This is a genomic window from Luteibacter sp. (assembly GCF_036499525.1).
Classification (GTDB): domain Bacteria; phylum Pseudomonadota; class Gammaproteobacteria; order Xanthomonadales; family Rhodanobacteraceae; genus Luteibacter.
Genome location: NZ_DASYDO010000070.1, coordinates 1 through 13,485, shown reverse-complemented (window position 1 = coordinate 13,485; position 13,485 = coordinate 1). Strand labels below are relative to the sequence as shown.

The following is a 13,485-nucleotide window of genomic DNA, read 5'->3' as shown; positions in this document are numbered from 1 at the left end:
TTCACTCCCCCGTGCCGGGACGGCACACGCGCCATTCGTGGATCGATAGCGTCGACGAGCCGGTGATGTGCAACGGGTCGCTGTGCACGATCTGCGTGGCGGTATCCATGTCGGAAGCGCGCAGGATATAAGCACCGCCGCTGAGGTCGGTGAAGGGGCCGGTGAGTTCAAGCAGGTCCTGCTCGATCAGGTCCTCGATGAAGGCCTGGTGTGCCTCGCCCGCGTCTGCCTGGAAGGCGGGCGTGCGCATGGCGAGCACGAGGTAGAGATGCAAGGGTTCGTTCATGCTGCGTCCTCCGCGGCGATGCGTTCGCGCCACGCGCGCGCCTTGGCGCGGATGGCGGCGGTGTCGATGTCGAGCAGTTCGCCGGCGGCAAGCTTGCGCCGTCCGTCGATCCAGACGTCGCTGACCTGGTGCCGGCCCGTGGCGTAGACCAGCTGCGATGCCACATGGTAGAGCGGCTGCGTTTCCAGCGCGTCGAGACGCACGGCGGTGAGGTCGGCCCGTTTGCCCGGCTCGATCGAACCGACACGTTCGCCCAGGCCAATGGCCTTCGCGCCATTGAGCGTGGCCGCGCGCAGGGCGTATGTCGCGTCGAACGCAGCGGCGTCGCCGGCCACGGCCTTCGCCAGCAGCGCCGCGGTGCGCATCTCGCCGAACATATCCAGGTCGTTGTTGGACGCGCAGCCATCGGTGCCGATGCATACGTTCACGCCGGCGGCGCGCAGCTTCTCCGCGGGACAAAAGCCCGAGGCCAGCTTGAGGTTCGATTCCGGACAGTGCACCACCGAGACGCCCGCCTTCGCGCAAGCGGCGATTTCCGCGTCCGTGAGCTGGGTCATGTGCACGGCGACGAGGCGATCGTTGACGATGCCGAGCTTCTGCAGGCGCTGGAACGGACGGATGCCGTCCTTCGCCACGGCTTCTTCCACTTCGTGCGCGGTTTCATGCGTATGCAGGTGCACGGGAATGTCGAGCTGGTCCGCGAGCATGCGGATGCGTTCGAAGTTCTCGTCCGAGACGGTGTACGGTGCATGCGGCACGAAGGCGGTGCTGAGCAACGGCTCGCCACGCAGGCTGTCATGCACTTCCAGCGCGCGGCTGAAGTATTCGTCCGATGTCTTCGCCCATGCGGTGGGAAAGTCGATCACCGGCAGGCCGATCACGGCGCGGAAGCCCATCGCCCGATAGGTCGCGGCGATCACGTCCGGGAAGAAGTAGTTCTCGTTGGCGCAGGTGGTGCCGCCGCGGATCATTTCCGCCACGGCGAGTTCCACACCGTCACGAATGAAGTCCGGTCCCATCACCCGGCCCTCGGCCGGCCAGATGTGGTCCTGGAGCCAGGTCATCAGCGGCAGGTCGTCCGCCAGGCCGCGCAGCAGCGTCATGGGGTTGTGCGTATGCGCGTTGATCAGTCCGGGGATCAGCGCGTGCTCGTCGAGCACCACGCGCTCGCGCGGCGCATAGGCGGCACGCGCCTCGCGTATCGGCAACAGCGCCACGATGGCGCCGTGGTGCACGGCCACGGCGTGGTCTTCGAGCACCACGGCATGGGGTTCGACGGGGACGACCCAGCGGGCCTCCACGAGGAGATCGATTTCGGTGGGGCTGGTACTCATCGGATTCCCAATGCAAGAGCGGCACGGCTCCCGGAGGGGGCCGTGCCGCGAGAGAGGGGCAAACTGCTGGCCTTACTTGACGCGGCTGTCGTACTCACCGGTGCGGGTATCGACCTTGATGAGTTCGTCCTGGTTGACGAAAAGCGGCACGCGGACCACGGCGCCCGTCTCCAGCGTAGCCGGCTTGCCGCCACCACCCGAGGTGTCGCCGCGCACGCCCGGATCGGTTTCGACGATCTTCAGGTCGACGAACTTCGGCGGCGTCACGGCAACGATGTTGCCGTTGAACAGGGTGATCACGCACTCCTCTTCGCCCTTGAGCCACTTCCAGGCGTCGCCCATGGCCGCCAGGGGGGCCGCGTGCTGCTCGAAGGTCTCCATGTGCATGAAGATCCACTTGCGCTCGTCGCCGTTGCCCTCGATGTACGAGAGCTGCGCGTCGGTGTCGACCACGTCGGCTTCCTCGTAGGAGTCGCTGGACTTCAGCGTCTGCTCGGTGGTGCGGCCGTCCTTGAGGTTGCGAATGCGGATGCGGGTGAACGCCTGGCCCTTGCCCGGCTTGATGAAGTCAGCCTCGGTGATGATCCACGGGTCGCCGTTGTGAAGGATCTTCTTACCCGTTTTGACGTCATTGAGGCCAAGGGTCGCCATGCGAATCTGCTCCAGAGCTAAAATGGGGGCTGTCACGGGCCTCCGGGCCCGATCCAAGGTCCGCAATGATAACCGCAAGCCCCTCTTCCCGACTATCGCCGCCCGCCCGGGGTTGGCGCGAACTCTGGCGGGAATCCATCACCGATGCCGGTGAACTCCTTGCCGCCGCCGGCCTGGCGCATCGCCCCGACCTCTTGCCGCCGGACGACGCGGGTTTCCCGCTGCGGGTGCCGCGCGGTTTCGTGGCCCGGATGCGCCAGGGCGATCCGGCCGATCCGCTGCTGCTTCAGGTATTGCCGCGCGCCGTGGAGCACGAGGCCGCGGAAGGGTATGCGATCGACGCCGTGGGCGACATGGCCTCCCGAGCCGGCCACGGCGTGCTGCACAAGTACGACGGCCGGGCCCTGCTGATCGCCAGCGGCAGCTGCGCGGTGAACTGCCGCTACTGCTTCCGCCGGCATTTCCCCTACGCCGAGGAGATCGCCGCGGCAGCGCAATGGCGCGATGCGCTGGCCCATGTGCGCGCCGATACCTCGATCCGCGAACTGATCCTGTCCGGTGGCGACCCCCTCTCGCTGGCGACGCACAAGCTCGAGGAACTCACCCGGGGACTGGACGGGCTGGCCCACGTGATTCGCCTGCGCATCCATACGCGCCTGCCGGTGGTGCTGCCCGAGCGTGTGGACGAGGACTTCACGGCCTGGCTTGCCGCCCTGCCGCTGCAGAAAGTGGTGGTGTTGCATGCCAACCATGCCAACGAATTCGACGCCGGCGTGGACGCAGCTTGCGCCCGCCTGCGCGCGACAGGTGCCACCCTGCTCAACCAGGCGGTGCTCCTGCGCGGGGTGAACGACGACGTGGCTGCGCTGGCCGCGCTGGGCGAGCGTGCCTTCGCTGCCGGCGTCCTGCCCTACTACCTGCACCAGCTCGACAAGGTGGAGGGGGCTGCCCATTTCGAGGTGGACGACGATCGCGCCCTCTGGCTCATGGAAGCCCTGCGTGGCCGCCTTCCAGGGTACCTGGTACCCCGGCTGGTGCGTGAACTGCAGGGCGATCCGGCGAAGCGACCTATTGCCGATTTCGCGCGTTAGTATGGGCGACATCCGGTCAGCATGACCTGTCCGGACCGCGCTATGGGGGGGCGAACCGGCCAGCCGGTTCGCGGGACGGGCAAGCGGCAATTCGGAACGGCATGAAACTCGACAACGTCATCAGGATCCTCTTCATCGAAAGTTCGGTGGAAGACGCCGAGCTCTTGATCAATGTTTTGCGTAATGGCGGCATCGCGGTGCGCCCTGCCCGGGCCACCACCCCCGACGAGATCAAGGCCTGTCTCGACGAGATCGTGCCGGACCTGGTACTGATGAACCCCACCGTCCCCGGCATCGATCCCGTGGCGGTGATGCGCCAACTCGATGCAAGCGGGCGCGACCTCGCGCTTATCGCCGTGGTCGAAAGCCTGCATGACGATGCCACGGCCGACCTGATCACCAGCGGCCTGCGCGGCGTGGCGCTGCGCAAGCGCCCGGACCAGGTACTTGCCGTGGTCCAGCGCGAATTCGAATCGCTGTCGACGCGACGCGCCGTCCGCCGGCTGGAAACCTCCCTGCGCGAGACCGAGCGCCGTTGCGACGCCCTGCTCGATTCCTCGCGGGACGCCATCGCCTACGTGCACGAAGGCATGCACGTGCGCGTGAACCAGGCCTACCTGGAGGCTTTCGGCTTCGCCGAGTTCGACGACATCCTCGGCCTGCCCATCCTCGACCTGATCGCAGGCACTCACGCCGACGAGTTCAAGAACACACTGCGCGGGCTGTCCAAGGGCGAGAAGGTACCGCCCCCGATGGAACTGCTGGCCCGCCGCGACGACGGCAGCACCTTCAAGGCGATGGTCGATTTCGCCCACGCCACGTTTGAAGGGGAATCCTGCCTGCAGATCGTGTTCCGCCAGCAGACCGTGGACGCAGCCCTCGTGGCCCAGTTGCAGCGCGATCCGGTCACCGGCCTGTTCAACCGCGCGCGCACCCTCGAGCACATCGACGAGGCCGTCGCCGCCGCGGCAACTGGCCGCGCGGGCCAGGCGGTGATCCTGCTCGAGCCGGACAACTGGAAGGACATCGTCGCCAACACCGGCATCGGCAACGCGGACCACCTTCTCGCCGCGCTCGCCGCGAAGGTCAACGAATCGATCGACGAGGACGATATCGCCGGCGTGGTCGGCGACCACACGCTCGGCCTGATCCTCTCTTCCCGAGGCGACCTGGAGCACGCGGCGCTCACCGAGCGCCTGCGCACCACCATTGCGGAGACCATCTTCGATGCGGGTTCGCGCTCGCTGACTGTCACGGTCACGATCGGGGGCACTTTGCTGGCCGAGAAGAACGCCAACACGGAAACGGTGCTCGACCAGGCCAGCAACGCGCTGCGCGCCGCGCAGAACCAGGGCGGCAACCGCGTGGAACTGCACGACCCGAGCGCTCGCGAAAAAGCGGATGCCGAACGGGAGCAGTACTGGCTGGACCTCGTTCGCGAGGCCCTGGCGCAGGATGGCCTGCGCCTGTACCACCAGCAGATCATCAGCCTGCAGGACGCCGCCGGCGAGTACTACGAGATCCTCGTACGCATGCGCGGCCCCAAGGGCGACGTGCTGCCGTCGTACTTCTTCCCCGTCGCCGAGCGCAACGGCCTGCTCCCCGCCATCGACCGCTGGGTGCTTGGCCATGCCATCGACGCCCTCGCCCATCGCGAGAACGACGGGCTGACCACCACCTACTTCGTGAAGATGACCCTGCAGTCGCTGGAGGATCCGGACCTCCTGCCCTGGCTGGTCCGCCGCCTGCAGACGGCGAACCTGCGCCGCAGCAAGCTGGTCATCGAGATGCCGGAATCGAAGGTGCTCACCAGCCTGCGTCCCACGCAGGAGTTCGTCGCGGGCTGGCGCAAGGCTGGCGGCGGCTTCGCCATCGAACAGTTCGGCTCGGGCCTCAACTCGTTCCAGTTGCTTACCCACGTCGAAGCCGACTTCCTGAAGATCGACCGCAGCTTCATGACCGACCTGCCGCAGCATCCGGAGAACCAGAAGAAGATCGCCGAGATCTGCAAGGAAGGCCACGCCTCCGGCAAGCAGACGGTGGCCGAGTGGGTCGAGGACGCGGTGAGCACTTCGCTACTGTTCGCCTGCGGCGTTGACTTCATCCAGGGCAACTTCCTGCAGGAGCCGGCGAAGGTGCTGGCCGAGGAATACATGCCGGTGTAACAAAAAAAGCCCGCGATCGCTCGCGGGCTTTTCTGTTGCCTTGCGGCAGCCGATTACTGGGCGGCGGCAGCGGCAGCCTTCTTCGCGGCCTTGGCGGCAGCGGCGGCGGCGACGTCTTCCTTGATGCGGGCGGCCTTGCCTTCCAGGCCACGCAGGTAGTACAGCTTCGCGCCGCGGACCTTGCCCTTGCGCTTCACTTCCACCGAATCGATGGCGCGGCTGTGCGACTGGAACACGCGCTCCACGCCAGTGCCATGCGAGATCTTGCGCACGGTGAACGCGGAGTGCAGGCCGCGGCTACGCTTGGCGATGACGATGCCCTCGAACGCCTGGACGCGCTCGCGGTTACCTTCCTTCACCTTCACATTGACGATCACGGTATCGCCAGGACCGAAATCCGGCAGCTGGCGGGTGATCTGCTCGGCTTCGAACTGTTGGAGGAGTTTGTTCATGGCGCACCTGTCAATTTTATTTACGGCGGTCGTTGCCGGCCGCACCGTTTAGCCGTTCAAAGTCACGGCGGAATTCATCCAGCAATGCTCTCGACTCGTCGTCGAGCGCACGCTGCGTTAGCAGATCCGGCCGGCGCAGCCAGGTACGACCCAGCGACTGCTTGCGACGCCAGCGGCGAATAGCCGCGTGATCGCCGGAAAGCAGCACCTCCGGCACGCCGCCCCACGCATCGTGATGCACGGGACGGGTGTAATGCGGGCAATCCAGCAGGCCATCCGAGAAGGAGTCCTGTTGGGCGGATTGCGCGTCGTTCAACGCGCCTTCCTGTAGACGACCCACCGCATCGATGACCACCGCTGCGCCGAGTTCCCCGCCAGACAGCACATAATCGCCGATTGAGAGCTCCTCGTCGACCTCGTGCTCGAGCAGGCGTTCGTCCACACCCTCGTAACGTCCGCAGATCAGGGCGAACCGCGGCATCTTGGCCAGCGCTTCCACCCGTTTCTGCGTCAGCCGCGCACCTTGCGGGCTGAGATAAATCACATGCACCGGCTCCGGCGCCGCCTCACGAATCGCCGCGAGCGCGGCTCGCAGGGGCTCGATCAGCATCACCATGCCGGGTCCGCCTCCGAAGGGGCGGCCATCCACGGTGCGGTAATTGTCGGTGGCGAAGTCGCGGGGGTTCCAGGCTTCCACCTGCAACAACCCGCGCTGCTGCGCCCTTCCGACCACCCCGATCGCGGCCGACTGGCGGACGAAATCGGGAAACAGCGAAACCACGTCGATACGCATGATCTTCAGGCTTCGCCGTTCAGAACTCGGGGTCCCAGTCCACCACGATGCGCCCGGTGTCGAAATCGACCGAATGCACGTAAGGGCCCTGGACGAACGGAACCAGTCGCTCCCTTTCGCCGTCCTTCACCACCATGACATCGTTGGCGCCGGTGGAAAAGAGATGGCTTACCCGACCCAGGATCGTGTTCTCCGTGGTGACGACCTCGAGGCCTTCGAGGTCGGTCCAGTAGAACTCACCCGGCGCGGGTGGCGGCAGCAAGTCGCGCGAAACCGTGATTTCGCAGCCGACCAGGGCGGCCGCCTTGTCGCGATCCTCAATGCCCGGCAGGGTCGCGACGATGCCCTTGCCCTGCGCGCGGCCCCGGACCCCGTTCATCTCCTGCTCCACACCCGGCGCGGTCAGCAGCCAGGGCTGGTAGCGGAAGATCTGGAGGCGGGGATCGGTCCAGCTTTCGAGCTTGACCTGTCCCTGCACGCCGTGGAGCCCGACAATGCGTCCAACGCGGACGCGCTTCCCGGACCCCGTCGACATCAAGCAGCCAGCTTGCCGGCTTCCTTCACGAGGGCACGGACCTTGTCGGTCAGCTGCGCACCCTTCGCCACCCAGGCCTGGACCTTGGCGACGTCGAGCTCGAGGCGCTTGTCGGCGCCCGAAGCCACTGGGTTGTAATAACCGACGCGTTCGATGTTGCGACCATCGCGCGGCGCGCGCTGATCGGTCACGACGACATGATAAAACGGACGGCCCTTGGCGCCACCGCGCGAAAGACGAATCTTGACCATAAGTTACGAGCTCCAGAATGCCGCAGACCGGCAAGGCGCGCGCGAGAAGCGGGCGCGGTAAAGCCGGACATTTTAGCGAAAATTTCCCAAAATGGAAGGGGTTTAAGGCGTTCCGTGCGATACCGCTCAGCGCGGCGGCATCATGCCGCCCATGCCGCCCATGCCTTTCATGGCGCCGCGCATCTGGCGGAGGAGGCCCTTGCTGCCTCCCTTGGACAGCTTGGACATCATTTTTTCCATCTGCATGTACTGCTTCAGCAGCCGGTTCACGTCGGCCGGCTGGGTGCCGGAGCCGCGCGCCACGCGGGCCTTGCGCGAGCCGTTCAGCAAATCGGGGTGGCGGCGCTCCTTCTTCGTCATCGACCCGATGATCGCGACCATGCGCTTCAACTCGTTGTCGTTGACCTTGGACTTGACGCTGTCGGGGATGCTGCCCATGCCTGGGAGCTTGTCCATGAGGCCGGCCAGACCGCCCATGTTGTTCATCTGCTCGAGTTGGTCGCGCATGTCGTTGAGATCGAAGCGCTTGCCCTTGATGACCTTCTCGGCCAGTTTCTGGGCCTTTTCCTGGTCGACCTTGCGCTCGACTTCCTCGACCAGCGACAGGACGTCGCCCATGCCCAGGATGCGCTGGGCCACGCGGTCGGGATGGAACGGCTCCAGGGCGTCGGTTTTCTCGCCGGCGCCGAGGAACTTGATCGGACGGCCGGTGACGTAGCGAACCGACAGGGCGGCGCCGCCACGGGCGTCACCGTCGGCCTTGGTCAGCACCACGCCGGTGAGCGGCAGTGCATCGGCGAAGGCCTTGGCGACATTCGCGGCGTCCTGGCCCGTCATGGAATCGACCACGAACAGGGTTTCGATCGGGTCGAGCACGCCGTGGAGGGCCTTGATCTCCCCCATCATGGTTTCGTCGACGTGCAGGCGGCCGGCGGTATCCACCAGCAGCACGTCGATCACCTCGCGGCGGGCGGCGGCCACGGCGGCCTTCGCGATGTCGATCGGGTTCTGGCCGGCCTCGGAGGGGAAGAAAGAGACCTCCACCTGGCTGGCCAGGGTGCGCAATTGCTCGATCGCTGCCGGACGGTAGACGTCGCAGCTCACGACCATCACGCGCTTCTTCTTGCGCTCTCTGAGGAAGCGGGCCAGCTTGGCCACCGTGGTGGTCTTGCCCGCGCCCTGCAGGCCAGCCATGAGAACCACGGCGGGCGGCTGCGCGGCGAGGTTCAGCTCGGTGTTGGCCGAGCCCATGAGGGCAGTCAGCTCGTCGCTCACGATCTTGACCAGGGCCTGGCCGGGCGAAAGGCTCTTCAGCACTTCCAGGCCCACGGCGCGCACCTTCACGCGCTCGACCAGTGCCTTCACCACCGGCAGGGCCACATCGGCCTCAAGCAGGGCGATGCGCACCTCGCGCAAGGTTTCGCGGATGTTTTCTTCCGTCAGCCGGCCGCGGCCACGCAGGCGGTTGACGGTGTCGGACAGGCGCTGGCTGAGCGATTCGAACATGGGGATTCGGTTCGTGATGCAGTAAACCATCGATTATAGCGGCAATGCTCCGTAGGAGCGGACCTTGTCCGCGACAGTTTTTCGCGTCAGGCCACAGGCCCTGTGACGCCTTGCGAAGGGCTGTCGCGGACAAGGTCCGCTCCTACGTGCCAAACTGCGCCTCCATGATCGTCACCGCTCTCTCCCTGGTCTCCGTCGCCCTGTACCTGTCCGCCGCCGGCGTCCTCGCCCGGCCGCTTGCGACGGGTGGACAACCGTTGGCGCGGTGGGGCATGACCCTGGCGACATTCGCGGCGCTGGCCCATGGCGCGCTGCTGCTCACCGCGCACCGCGGCACGCTCGACCTGCACTTCTTCGCCGCACTCTCCCTCGTTGCCTGGATCGCCTCGGCGCTCACCATCGTGGTGAACCTGTCGCGGCCCATCGCCGGGCTGGGCATCCTCATCTTCCCGCTGTCGGCCGCCCTCCTCGCCATCGACGCCTTCCTCGCACCGCGCACCGCGCCGCAGTCGATGACCTGGCAGATCGAACTGCACGTGACCATCGCGGTGTTCGCCTTCGGCATCCTCTCGATCGCTGCCGCGCTGGCGGTCCTCCTTGCCATCCAGGAGCGCGCGCTCCGTCGCAGCCGCTTCGGCCACTGGCTGCGCGCCCTGCCCCCGCTCACGCTGACCGAGGTGCTGCTGTTCCGCCTGATCGCGGTCGGCTTCGTGTTGCTTACCCTCACCCTCGTTACCGGCGCGCTGTTCGTCGGCGACCTGTTCGGCCAGCACCTCGTGCACAAGACGGTGCTGTCGATCATCGCGTGGATCGTGTTCGGCGTTTTGCTCTGGGGCCGCTGGCAATACGGCTGGCGCGGCATTCGTGCGGTTTATCTCACGCTGATCGGCATGGGCATCCTGCTGCTGGCGTTCTTCGGCACGAAGGCGGTACTGGAACTGATCCTGCATCGCACGCCCTGAGCCTGGGGCGGACCGAAGCCCTGCCCCAGGCGATGGCACAAGAGAGGGAGCCCGCGGGCTCCCTCTCTTCGTTACTGCACGGCGGCGCTTTTTTTGTCTGGCGAAACGACCAGGGCGCTGCCATCGACGCTCTTCACGCCCTTGACCTTCATGGCCAGGGTTTCGACACGGCTCTTTTCCCTTGCGGTGGTGACGGTTCCACGAAGGGTGACGATACCGTCCATGGTGCCCACCGAGATGTCGCCACCTTTCACCGCCTTGTTCGCAGCAAACGTGGACCTGATCTTCGTGGTAATCATGGCGTCGTCGATCTTGCCAACAACGGCTTGGTCATTGCTATGCGGCATCACTGCGACGTCATCCGTCGTGGCCTGCGCGAAGGGAACGGTACCGAGACCGGCGACGATGGCAACGGCGAACAGGCCCTTGCGGAGGTTTGCATGGATCATCATGAAGTTCCTTTGGCTTGCGTTGAATCGTTGTGCGCCCGCGCCAGAGATCTGGTCGCGGATCACGGGACCGATACGATCAACGCCTTCGTGAAGGACGCGTGCGAACGCGATACGGCCTTGCCATGAGCCGGGCGTGTGTTGGCGTAATCTTCTCTGCCCTTGAGAAATGTCTTGCCGCCAGCACCCCGTCGCTGCCGAAGCGACTCCCACACAAAACTTATTTGGGTGGTTCTGACAACGAGCGCGATTGCTCCCCTACCATCCGTCCGTGTGCTTCCGCGGCACAGCGCATGCCGATGCTCATGAGTGCGTCCACGATTTCCAGCGCGGTCATCCGGCACGTCGTCACAAGGGCGACGTGCCGCGGGTAGGACAGTGAAACGACGGACTCGCGGGTTCACCGACGGCCCGTGACCGGGCGCCGGAAAGTATCGATGGAGAAGTAGGTGGCGACCCCGTCAGCTCCGCTTAGCCGGCCACGCGACGACGCGCTACCAAATCCGCCGTGGTGTTGTCTCTAGTTGGGCGTGTTTTTCAGAATCTTCGTGTGTGCGCGTGACGCCGCGACTAGATCACGTTGCGTCATCGCGAGTCAGACAACGAAGGTCTTATCGTTCTTCGTCAGGCTCCATACCCCAAGGGTGACGCCGCCCATCCCGCCATCGATGTTCTGCTTCTGATACTTCCATTGGATCGCGGCGTACTTCAGTGCCAGCGTCTCGGTAGGCAAAGCGCTTTCCTCAGAACCCATGCTGATGTGCGAAATGAGCACGTTCTTAAGTTGAATCTCAAGGTATTTGATGCGCTTGCCATCGCCTGCATCACGGTAGAGATCGAGCTGCGCGGACTGGAACGTGGTACCGCCCGATAGGGCCTGGAACAGCATCGGACTGGCCAGATCCAGTTCCTTGGTAACCGTCAGGGCACCGTGCTCCGTGCGGACCTACTGCATGACCGCCAGAGGTGGACGCCACCGGCGATGAGGGCTGGGTCATTTGGTGACGCCACGATTTCAATTCGATCCATTGAGCGTGCTCCCTGTCCATGGATTCACCCTTGAGGTCGGGGCCGGTGAGTTTCAGGTAGATACTTTTCATCGCCTTCCTTGATTATGTTGCTGGTGGCTTCCGCGACTGATGCGGGCGCGCGGACGACTTGTACACGGTTTCCGCCCGCACATGTCTGAGAAAAAGTCGCACGACAAACGCCGGTAAAGTTCGTGTTCATGGACGCGATCACTGCGATGAGGATACTTCGAAAATCGCCGCATCTTGCCTGAACATTGAATACCGCAGCCTTCCGACGAACACAATATCCGACTACCATGCCGCGCCATCGCCGAGACGGCGTCACCATGACAAAAGGAGCAACACCATGACCGGAAATCCACAACCTAAAGAACACGCGGACACAATCAAGACCGTCGAATCCATTCCTGGCGCGATGCGTCAGATGGGTTGGACTGTATCGGCTGATCTCATGGATCGCTGGCTAGGATCACCCGCGTGGGTTCTACCGCATGAGATGAAGAAGCACCAGCCTCATCATCGGTACACACCCGAGAACACCGATCAACGCATAGTTCGTATGGCGTGGGCGATGACGCATCCGCGCTTGAAAATCAACGTCGATGAATTACGCAAGAAGATGGCGAATGCGCTTGCCAAGGAAAACCTGCGCGAGAGACTGTTGAATTCCAGATGGAGCGCTCAACGTGAGTTTGCGTTTGGCAGCCGTCACGACAGCGCCGTCGATCTTGAAGATACTTGCCAGTCCAACAGCTTGCCTTTTGGCGAAAAACTGGGGCTACTTGACGATATGCAAGGGAGTCTTGGAGTTGGCTCCGTGAAGGTGGCTCTTATTGGCGAGGCAACACGCGACGTGCGAGCGGGTCGGCTGACCCTAAAGGTCACCCATGCGGGATTCTACATACGGGATACCTACGATTTTAGCGGATTCCAATTTCTCGGCGCATGGACGACGGATCGTGTTCTGAGCGCGACGCAGATGGCGCTTAATTTTCCTAGGCGGGACATGGCTTCTCGCGGAACCCCGGTGTCGGCAACTCACGTTTTCAACCGCGACTTCGAAAATTACCGACGTGTGACGGGCTACGGTGGGGATTTCGTCGTCTATTCCGATGTGCTCTGGGAAAGCATGAATCTATCGCTTGAGTTTACGGGATGAACACTAAAGCAGTTCTTGCCGTCGTCGTATCTGGCATTGCTCTATATCAGGCGTCCAATTGGTGGGAGCGCGCTTTTGCCACACACAAATCATCTGAATTGAGTCCTGACGGCTGTTTCCGCATCGATGTCTACGAGCCCTTTTGGGTGTTACCGTCACTGCTCCATCGGACGCCGCATCCCGATCCCACGGTTCGTAACGCCTTATTCATGGGCTGGGAGCTTCCAGTCTTCAAGCGTGCCTATGAAGTGAGCACTGGAGCATTTCTCGGCGACACGGTTGTTTACGATGAGGCGTATGCCTACGACATCGAACTCTGGAACGTGGCAGCCCCGGCCGGCCGCCGCGCAGTGAAGGTGGACGGCTTCCTGCTCTTTGATTCAGATCGCTGCGCGGACGAGGCGACTTTGGCGAGGCTTGCCGTGGGCCTCGATCAAAGGCAAAAAGCGATCCGCCTGCTGCACGAGACTTGGGAGGAAGAAGACAGGCAGCGAGCACTTCAGTCGAATCTGAACAAATGAATCCCAACATGGTATTTGCAATCATCGCGCTCATGGGTATTGCCGCGCCCTCTCAGGCGTCCAGCTGGTGGGGACATACGCTTGCAAAACACACATCTTCTGAACTGAGTCCCGATGGCTGTGTTCGTGTCAACGCGTATGAACCATTCTGGATTTTACAAGTCCGCCGCGAACGCCTTGAAGGTGGCCGCATCCCGCCCTTGCGTGGCAAACAGCAAGCGGCGTGCGTCCAGGTCACAGAACAGCGTCAGGAAGCGCTGCCCCTTGCGCGCACTGCGTTCGTCCGCGCTGATCCGGTG

Annotated in this window: 16 protein-coding genes and 1 pseudogene; 5 read left to right on the top strand and 12 right to left on the bottom strand. The window is 64.0% G+C overall.

The window, feature by feature from the left end; genetic code table 11:
* Window position 1: 1 nt before the first annotated feature.
* The 3 genes from VGM71_RS14600 to efp all read right to left on the bottom strand — a co-directional run bounded on the left by VGM71_RS14600 (window position 2) and on the right by efp (window position 2,271).
* Window positions 2-286: a YciI family protein gene (locus VGM71_RS14600; RefSeq protein WP_331546425.1), complete on the bottom strand. Its 285-nt coding sequence runs from the start codon at window positions 284-286 to the stop codon at window positions 2-4.
* Window positions 283-1,620: a TRZ/ATZ family hydrolase gene (locus VGM71_RS14595; RefSeq protein WP_331546423.1), complete on the bottom strand. Its 1,338-nt coding sequence runs from the start codon at window positions 1,618-1,620 to the stop codon at window positions 283-285. The genes VGM71_RS14600 and VGM71_RS14595 overlap by 4 nt, the downstream gene beginning before the upstream one ends.
* 72 nt (window positions 1,621-1,692) lie before the next feature.
* Complete coding sequence (efp, locus tag VGM71_RS14590) at window positions 1,693-2,271, bottom strand: elongation factor P (RefSeq protein WP_331546457.1); 579 nt, start codon at window positions 2,269-2,271, stop codon at window positions 1,693-1,695.
* Window positions 2,272-2,336: 65 nt separating this feature from the next.
* On the opposite strand from efp, the gene epmB reads away from it, so the two are divergent.
* Together epmB and VGM71_RS14580 are read left to right on the top strand one after the other, a co-directional pair.
* Window positions 2,337-3,362 carry an EF-P beta-lysylation protein EpmB gene (epmB, locus tag VGM71_RS14585; protein WP_331546421.1) on the top strand — a complete coding sequence of 342 codons (1,026 nt, stop codon included), beginning with the start codon at window positions 2,337-2,339 and terminating at the stop codon, window positions 3,360-3,362.
* Window positions 3,363-3,463: 101 nt separating this feature from the next.
* The gene (locus tag VGM71_RS14580) at window positions 3,464-5,527 is read left to right on the top strand and encodes a GGDEF/EAL domain-containing response regulator (RefSeq protein WP_331546419.1); all 2,064 of its coding nucleotides are present in this window, start codon (window positions 3,464-3,466) and stop codon (window positions 5,525-5,527) included.
* A 53-nt stretch (window positions 5,528-5,580) separates the two neighbouring features.
* On the opposite strand, the gene rplS is transcribed toward VGM71_RS14580, so the two are convergent.
* The 5 genes from rplS to ffh all read right to left on the bottom strand — a co-directional run bounded on the left by rplS (window position 5,581) and on the right by ffh (window position 9,064).
* Window positions 5,581-5,979: a 50S ribosomal protein L19 gene (rplS, locus tag VGM71_RS14575; protein ID WP_331546417.1), complete on the bottom strand. Its 399-nt coding sequence runs from the start codon at window positions 5,977-5,979 to the stop codon at window positions 5,581-5,583.
* A gap of 16 nt (window positions 5,980-5,995) precedes the next feature.
* Window positions 5,996-6,772, bottom strand: coding sequence for a tRNA (guanosine(37)-N1)-methyltransferase TrmD (gene trmD, locus VGM71_RS14570; RefSeq protein WP_331546415.1), 777 nt, complete (start codon window positions 6,770-6,772; stop codon window positions 5,996-5,998).
* A gap of 19 nt (window positions 6,773-6,791) precedes the next feature.
* Window positions 6,792-7,307, bottom strand: coding sequence for a ribosome maturation factor RimM (rimM, locus tag VGM71_RS14565; protein WP_331546413.1), 516 nt, complete (start codon window positions 7,305-7,307; stop codon window positions 6,792-6,794).
* Window positions 7,307-7,558, bottom strand: coding sequence for a 30S ribosomal protein S16 (gene rpsP / locus VGM71_RS14560; protein WP_166699047.1), 252 nt, complete (start codon window positions 7,556-7,558; stop codon window positions 7,307-7,309). Before rpsP ends, rimM begins: the two co-directional genes overlap by 1 nt.
* A 126-nt stretch (window positions 7,559-7,684) precedes the next feature.
* On the bottom strand, window positions 7,685-9,064 hold the full coding sequence (gene ffh / locus VGM71_RS14555) for a signal recognition particle protein (protein ID WP_331546409.1): 1,380 nt from the start codon (window positions 9,062-9,064) through the stop codon (window positions 7,685-7,687).
* A 164-nt stretch (window positions 9,065-9,228) separates the two neighbouring features.
* Here ffh and VGM71_RS14550 point away from each other — a divergent pair, with 164 nt between their 5' ends.
* A complete protein-coding gene (locus VGM71_RS14550) occupies window positions 9,229-10,026 on the top strand; it encodes a cytochrome C assembly family protein (RefSeq protein ID WP_331546407.1) in 798 nt (265 codons plus the stop codon).
* 71 nt (window positions 10,027-10,097) lie between these two features.
* On the opposite strand, the gene VGM71_RS14545 is transcribed toward VGM71_RS14550, so the two are convergent.
* The 3 genes from VGM71_RS14545 to VGM71_RS17715 all read right to left on the bottom strand — a co-directional run bounded on the left by VGM71_RS14545 (window position 10,098) and on the right by VGM71_RS17715 (window position 11,524).
* Window positions 10,098-10,541, bottom strand: a complete 444-nt coding sequence (locus VGM71_RS14545; protein ID WP_331546405.1) for a BON domain-containing protein — start codon at window positions 10,539-10,541, stop codon at window positions 10,098-10,100.
* A gap of 529 nt (window positions 10,542-11,070) precedes the next feature.
* Window positions 11,071-11,364, bottom strand: a complete 294-nt coding sequence (locus tag VGM71_RS14540; protein WP_331546403.1) for an Hcp family type VI secretion system effector — start codon at window positions 11,362-11,364, stop codon at window positions 11,071-11,073.
* Window positions 11,300-11,524: a hypothetical protein gene (locus VGM71_RS17715; RefSeq protein WP_414675143.1), complete on the bottom strand. Its 225-nt coding sequence runs from the start codon at window positions 11,522-11,524 to the stop codon at window positions 11,300-11,302. Before VGM71_RS17715 ends, VGM71_RS14540 begins: the two co-directional genes overlap by 65 nt.
* Window positions 11,525-11,852: 328 nt before the next feature.
* Between VGM71_RS17715 and VGM71_RS14535 the strand changes: the two genes are divergently transcribed.
* Window positions 11,853-12,665 carry a DUF6402 family protein gene (locus VGM71_RS14535; RefSeq protein WP_331546401.1) on the top strand — a complete coding sequence of 271 codons (813 nt, stop codon included), beginning with the start codon at window positions 11,853-11,855 and terminating at the stop codon, window positions 12,663-12,665.
* Complete coding sequence (locus tag VGM71_RS14530) at window positions 12,662-13,186, top strand: hypothetical protein (RefSeq protein WP_331546399.1); 525 nt, start codon at window positions 12,662-12,664, stop codon at window positions 13,184-13,186. Before VGM71_RS14535 ends, VGM71_RS14530 begins: the two co-directional genes overlap by 4 nt.
* Before the next feature lie 158 nt (window positions 13,187-13,344).
* Here the strand turns inward: VGM71_RS14530 and VGM71_RS14525 are convergent.
* A pseudogene (locus VGM71_RS14525) lies at window positions 13,345-13,485 on the bottom strand (transposase); the annotation flags it as partial.

What these genes read in the sequence shown, in the direction of transcription:
- VGM71_RS14600 (WP_331546425.1), bottom strand. Translation starts at nt 286, where the DNA reads ATGAACGAACCCTTGCATCTCTACCTCGTGCTCGCCATGCGCACGCCC.
- VGM71_RS14595 (WP_331546423.1), bottom strand. Translation starts at nt 1,620, where the DNA reads ATGAGTACCAGCCCCACCGAAATCGATCTCCTCGTGGAGGCCCGCTGG.
- efp (WP_331546457.1), bottom strand. Translation starts at nt 2,271, where the DNA reads ATGGCGACCCTTGGCCTCAATGACGTCAAAACGGGTAAGAAGATCCTT.
- epmB (WP_331546421.1), top strand. Translation starts at nt 2,337, where the DNA reads ATGATAACCGCAAGCCCCTCTTCCCGACTATCGCCGCCCGCCCGGGGT.
- VGM71_RS14580 (WP_331546419.1), top strand. Translation starts at nt 3,464, where the DNA reads ATGAAACTCGACAACGTCATCAGGATCCTCTTCATCGAAAGTTCGGTG.
- rplS (WP_331546417.1), bottom strand. Translation starts at nt 5,979, where the DNA reads ATGAACAAACTCCTCCAACAGTTCGAAGCCGAGCAGATCACCCGCCAG.
- trmD (WP_331546415.1), bottom strand. Translation starts at nt 6,772, where the DNA reads ATGCGTATCGACGTGGTTTCGCTGTTTCCCGATTTCGTCCGCCAGTCG.
- rimM (WP_331546413.1), bottom strand. Translation starts at nt 7,307, where the DNA reads ATGTCGACGGGGTCCGGGAAGCGCGTCCGCGTTGGACGCATTGTCGGG.
- rpsP (WP_166699047.1), bottom strand. Translation starts at nt 7,558, where the DNA reads ATGGTCAAGATTCGTCTTTCGCGCGGTGGCGCCAAGGGCCGTCCGTTT.
- ffh (WP_331546409.1), bottom strand. Translation starts at nt 9,064, where the DNA reads ATGTTCGAATCGCTCAGCCAGCGCCTGTCCGACACCGTCAACCGCCTG.
- VGM71_RS14550 (WP_331546407.1), top strand. Translation starts at nt 9,229, where the DNA reads ATGATCGTCACCGCTCTCTCCCTGGTCTCCGTCGCCCTGTACCTGTCC.
- VGM71_RS14540 (WP_331546403.1), bottom strand. Translation starts at nt 11,364, where the DNA reads ATGCTGTTCCAGGCCCTATCGGGCGGTACCACGTTCCAGTCCGCGCAG.
- VGM71_RS17715 (WP_414675143.1), bottom strand. Translation starts at nt 11,524, where the DNA reads ATGGACAGGGAGCACGCTCAATGGATCGAATTGAAATCGTGGCGTCAC.
- VGM71_RS14535 (WP_331546401.1), top strand. Translation starts at nt 11,853, where the DNA reads ATGACCGGAAATCCACAACCTAAAGAACACGCGGACACAATCAAGACC.
- VGM71_RS14530 (WP_331546399.1), top strand. Translation starts at nt 12,662, where the DNA reads ATGAACACTAAAGCAGTTCTTGCCGTCGTCGTATCTGGCATTGCTCTA.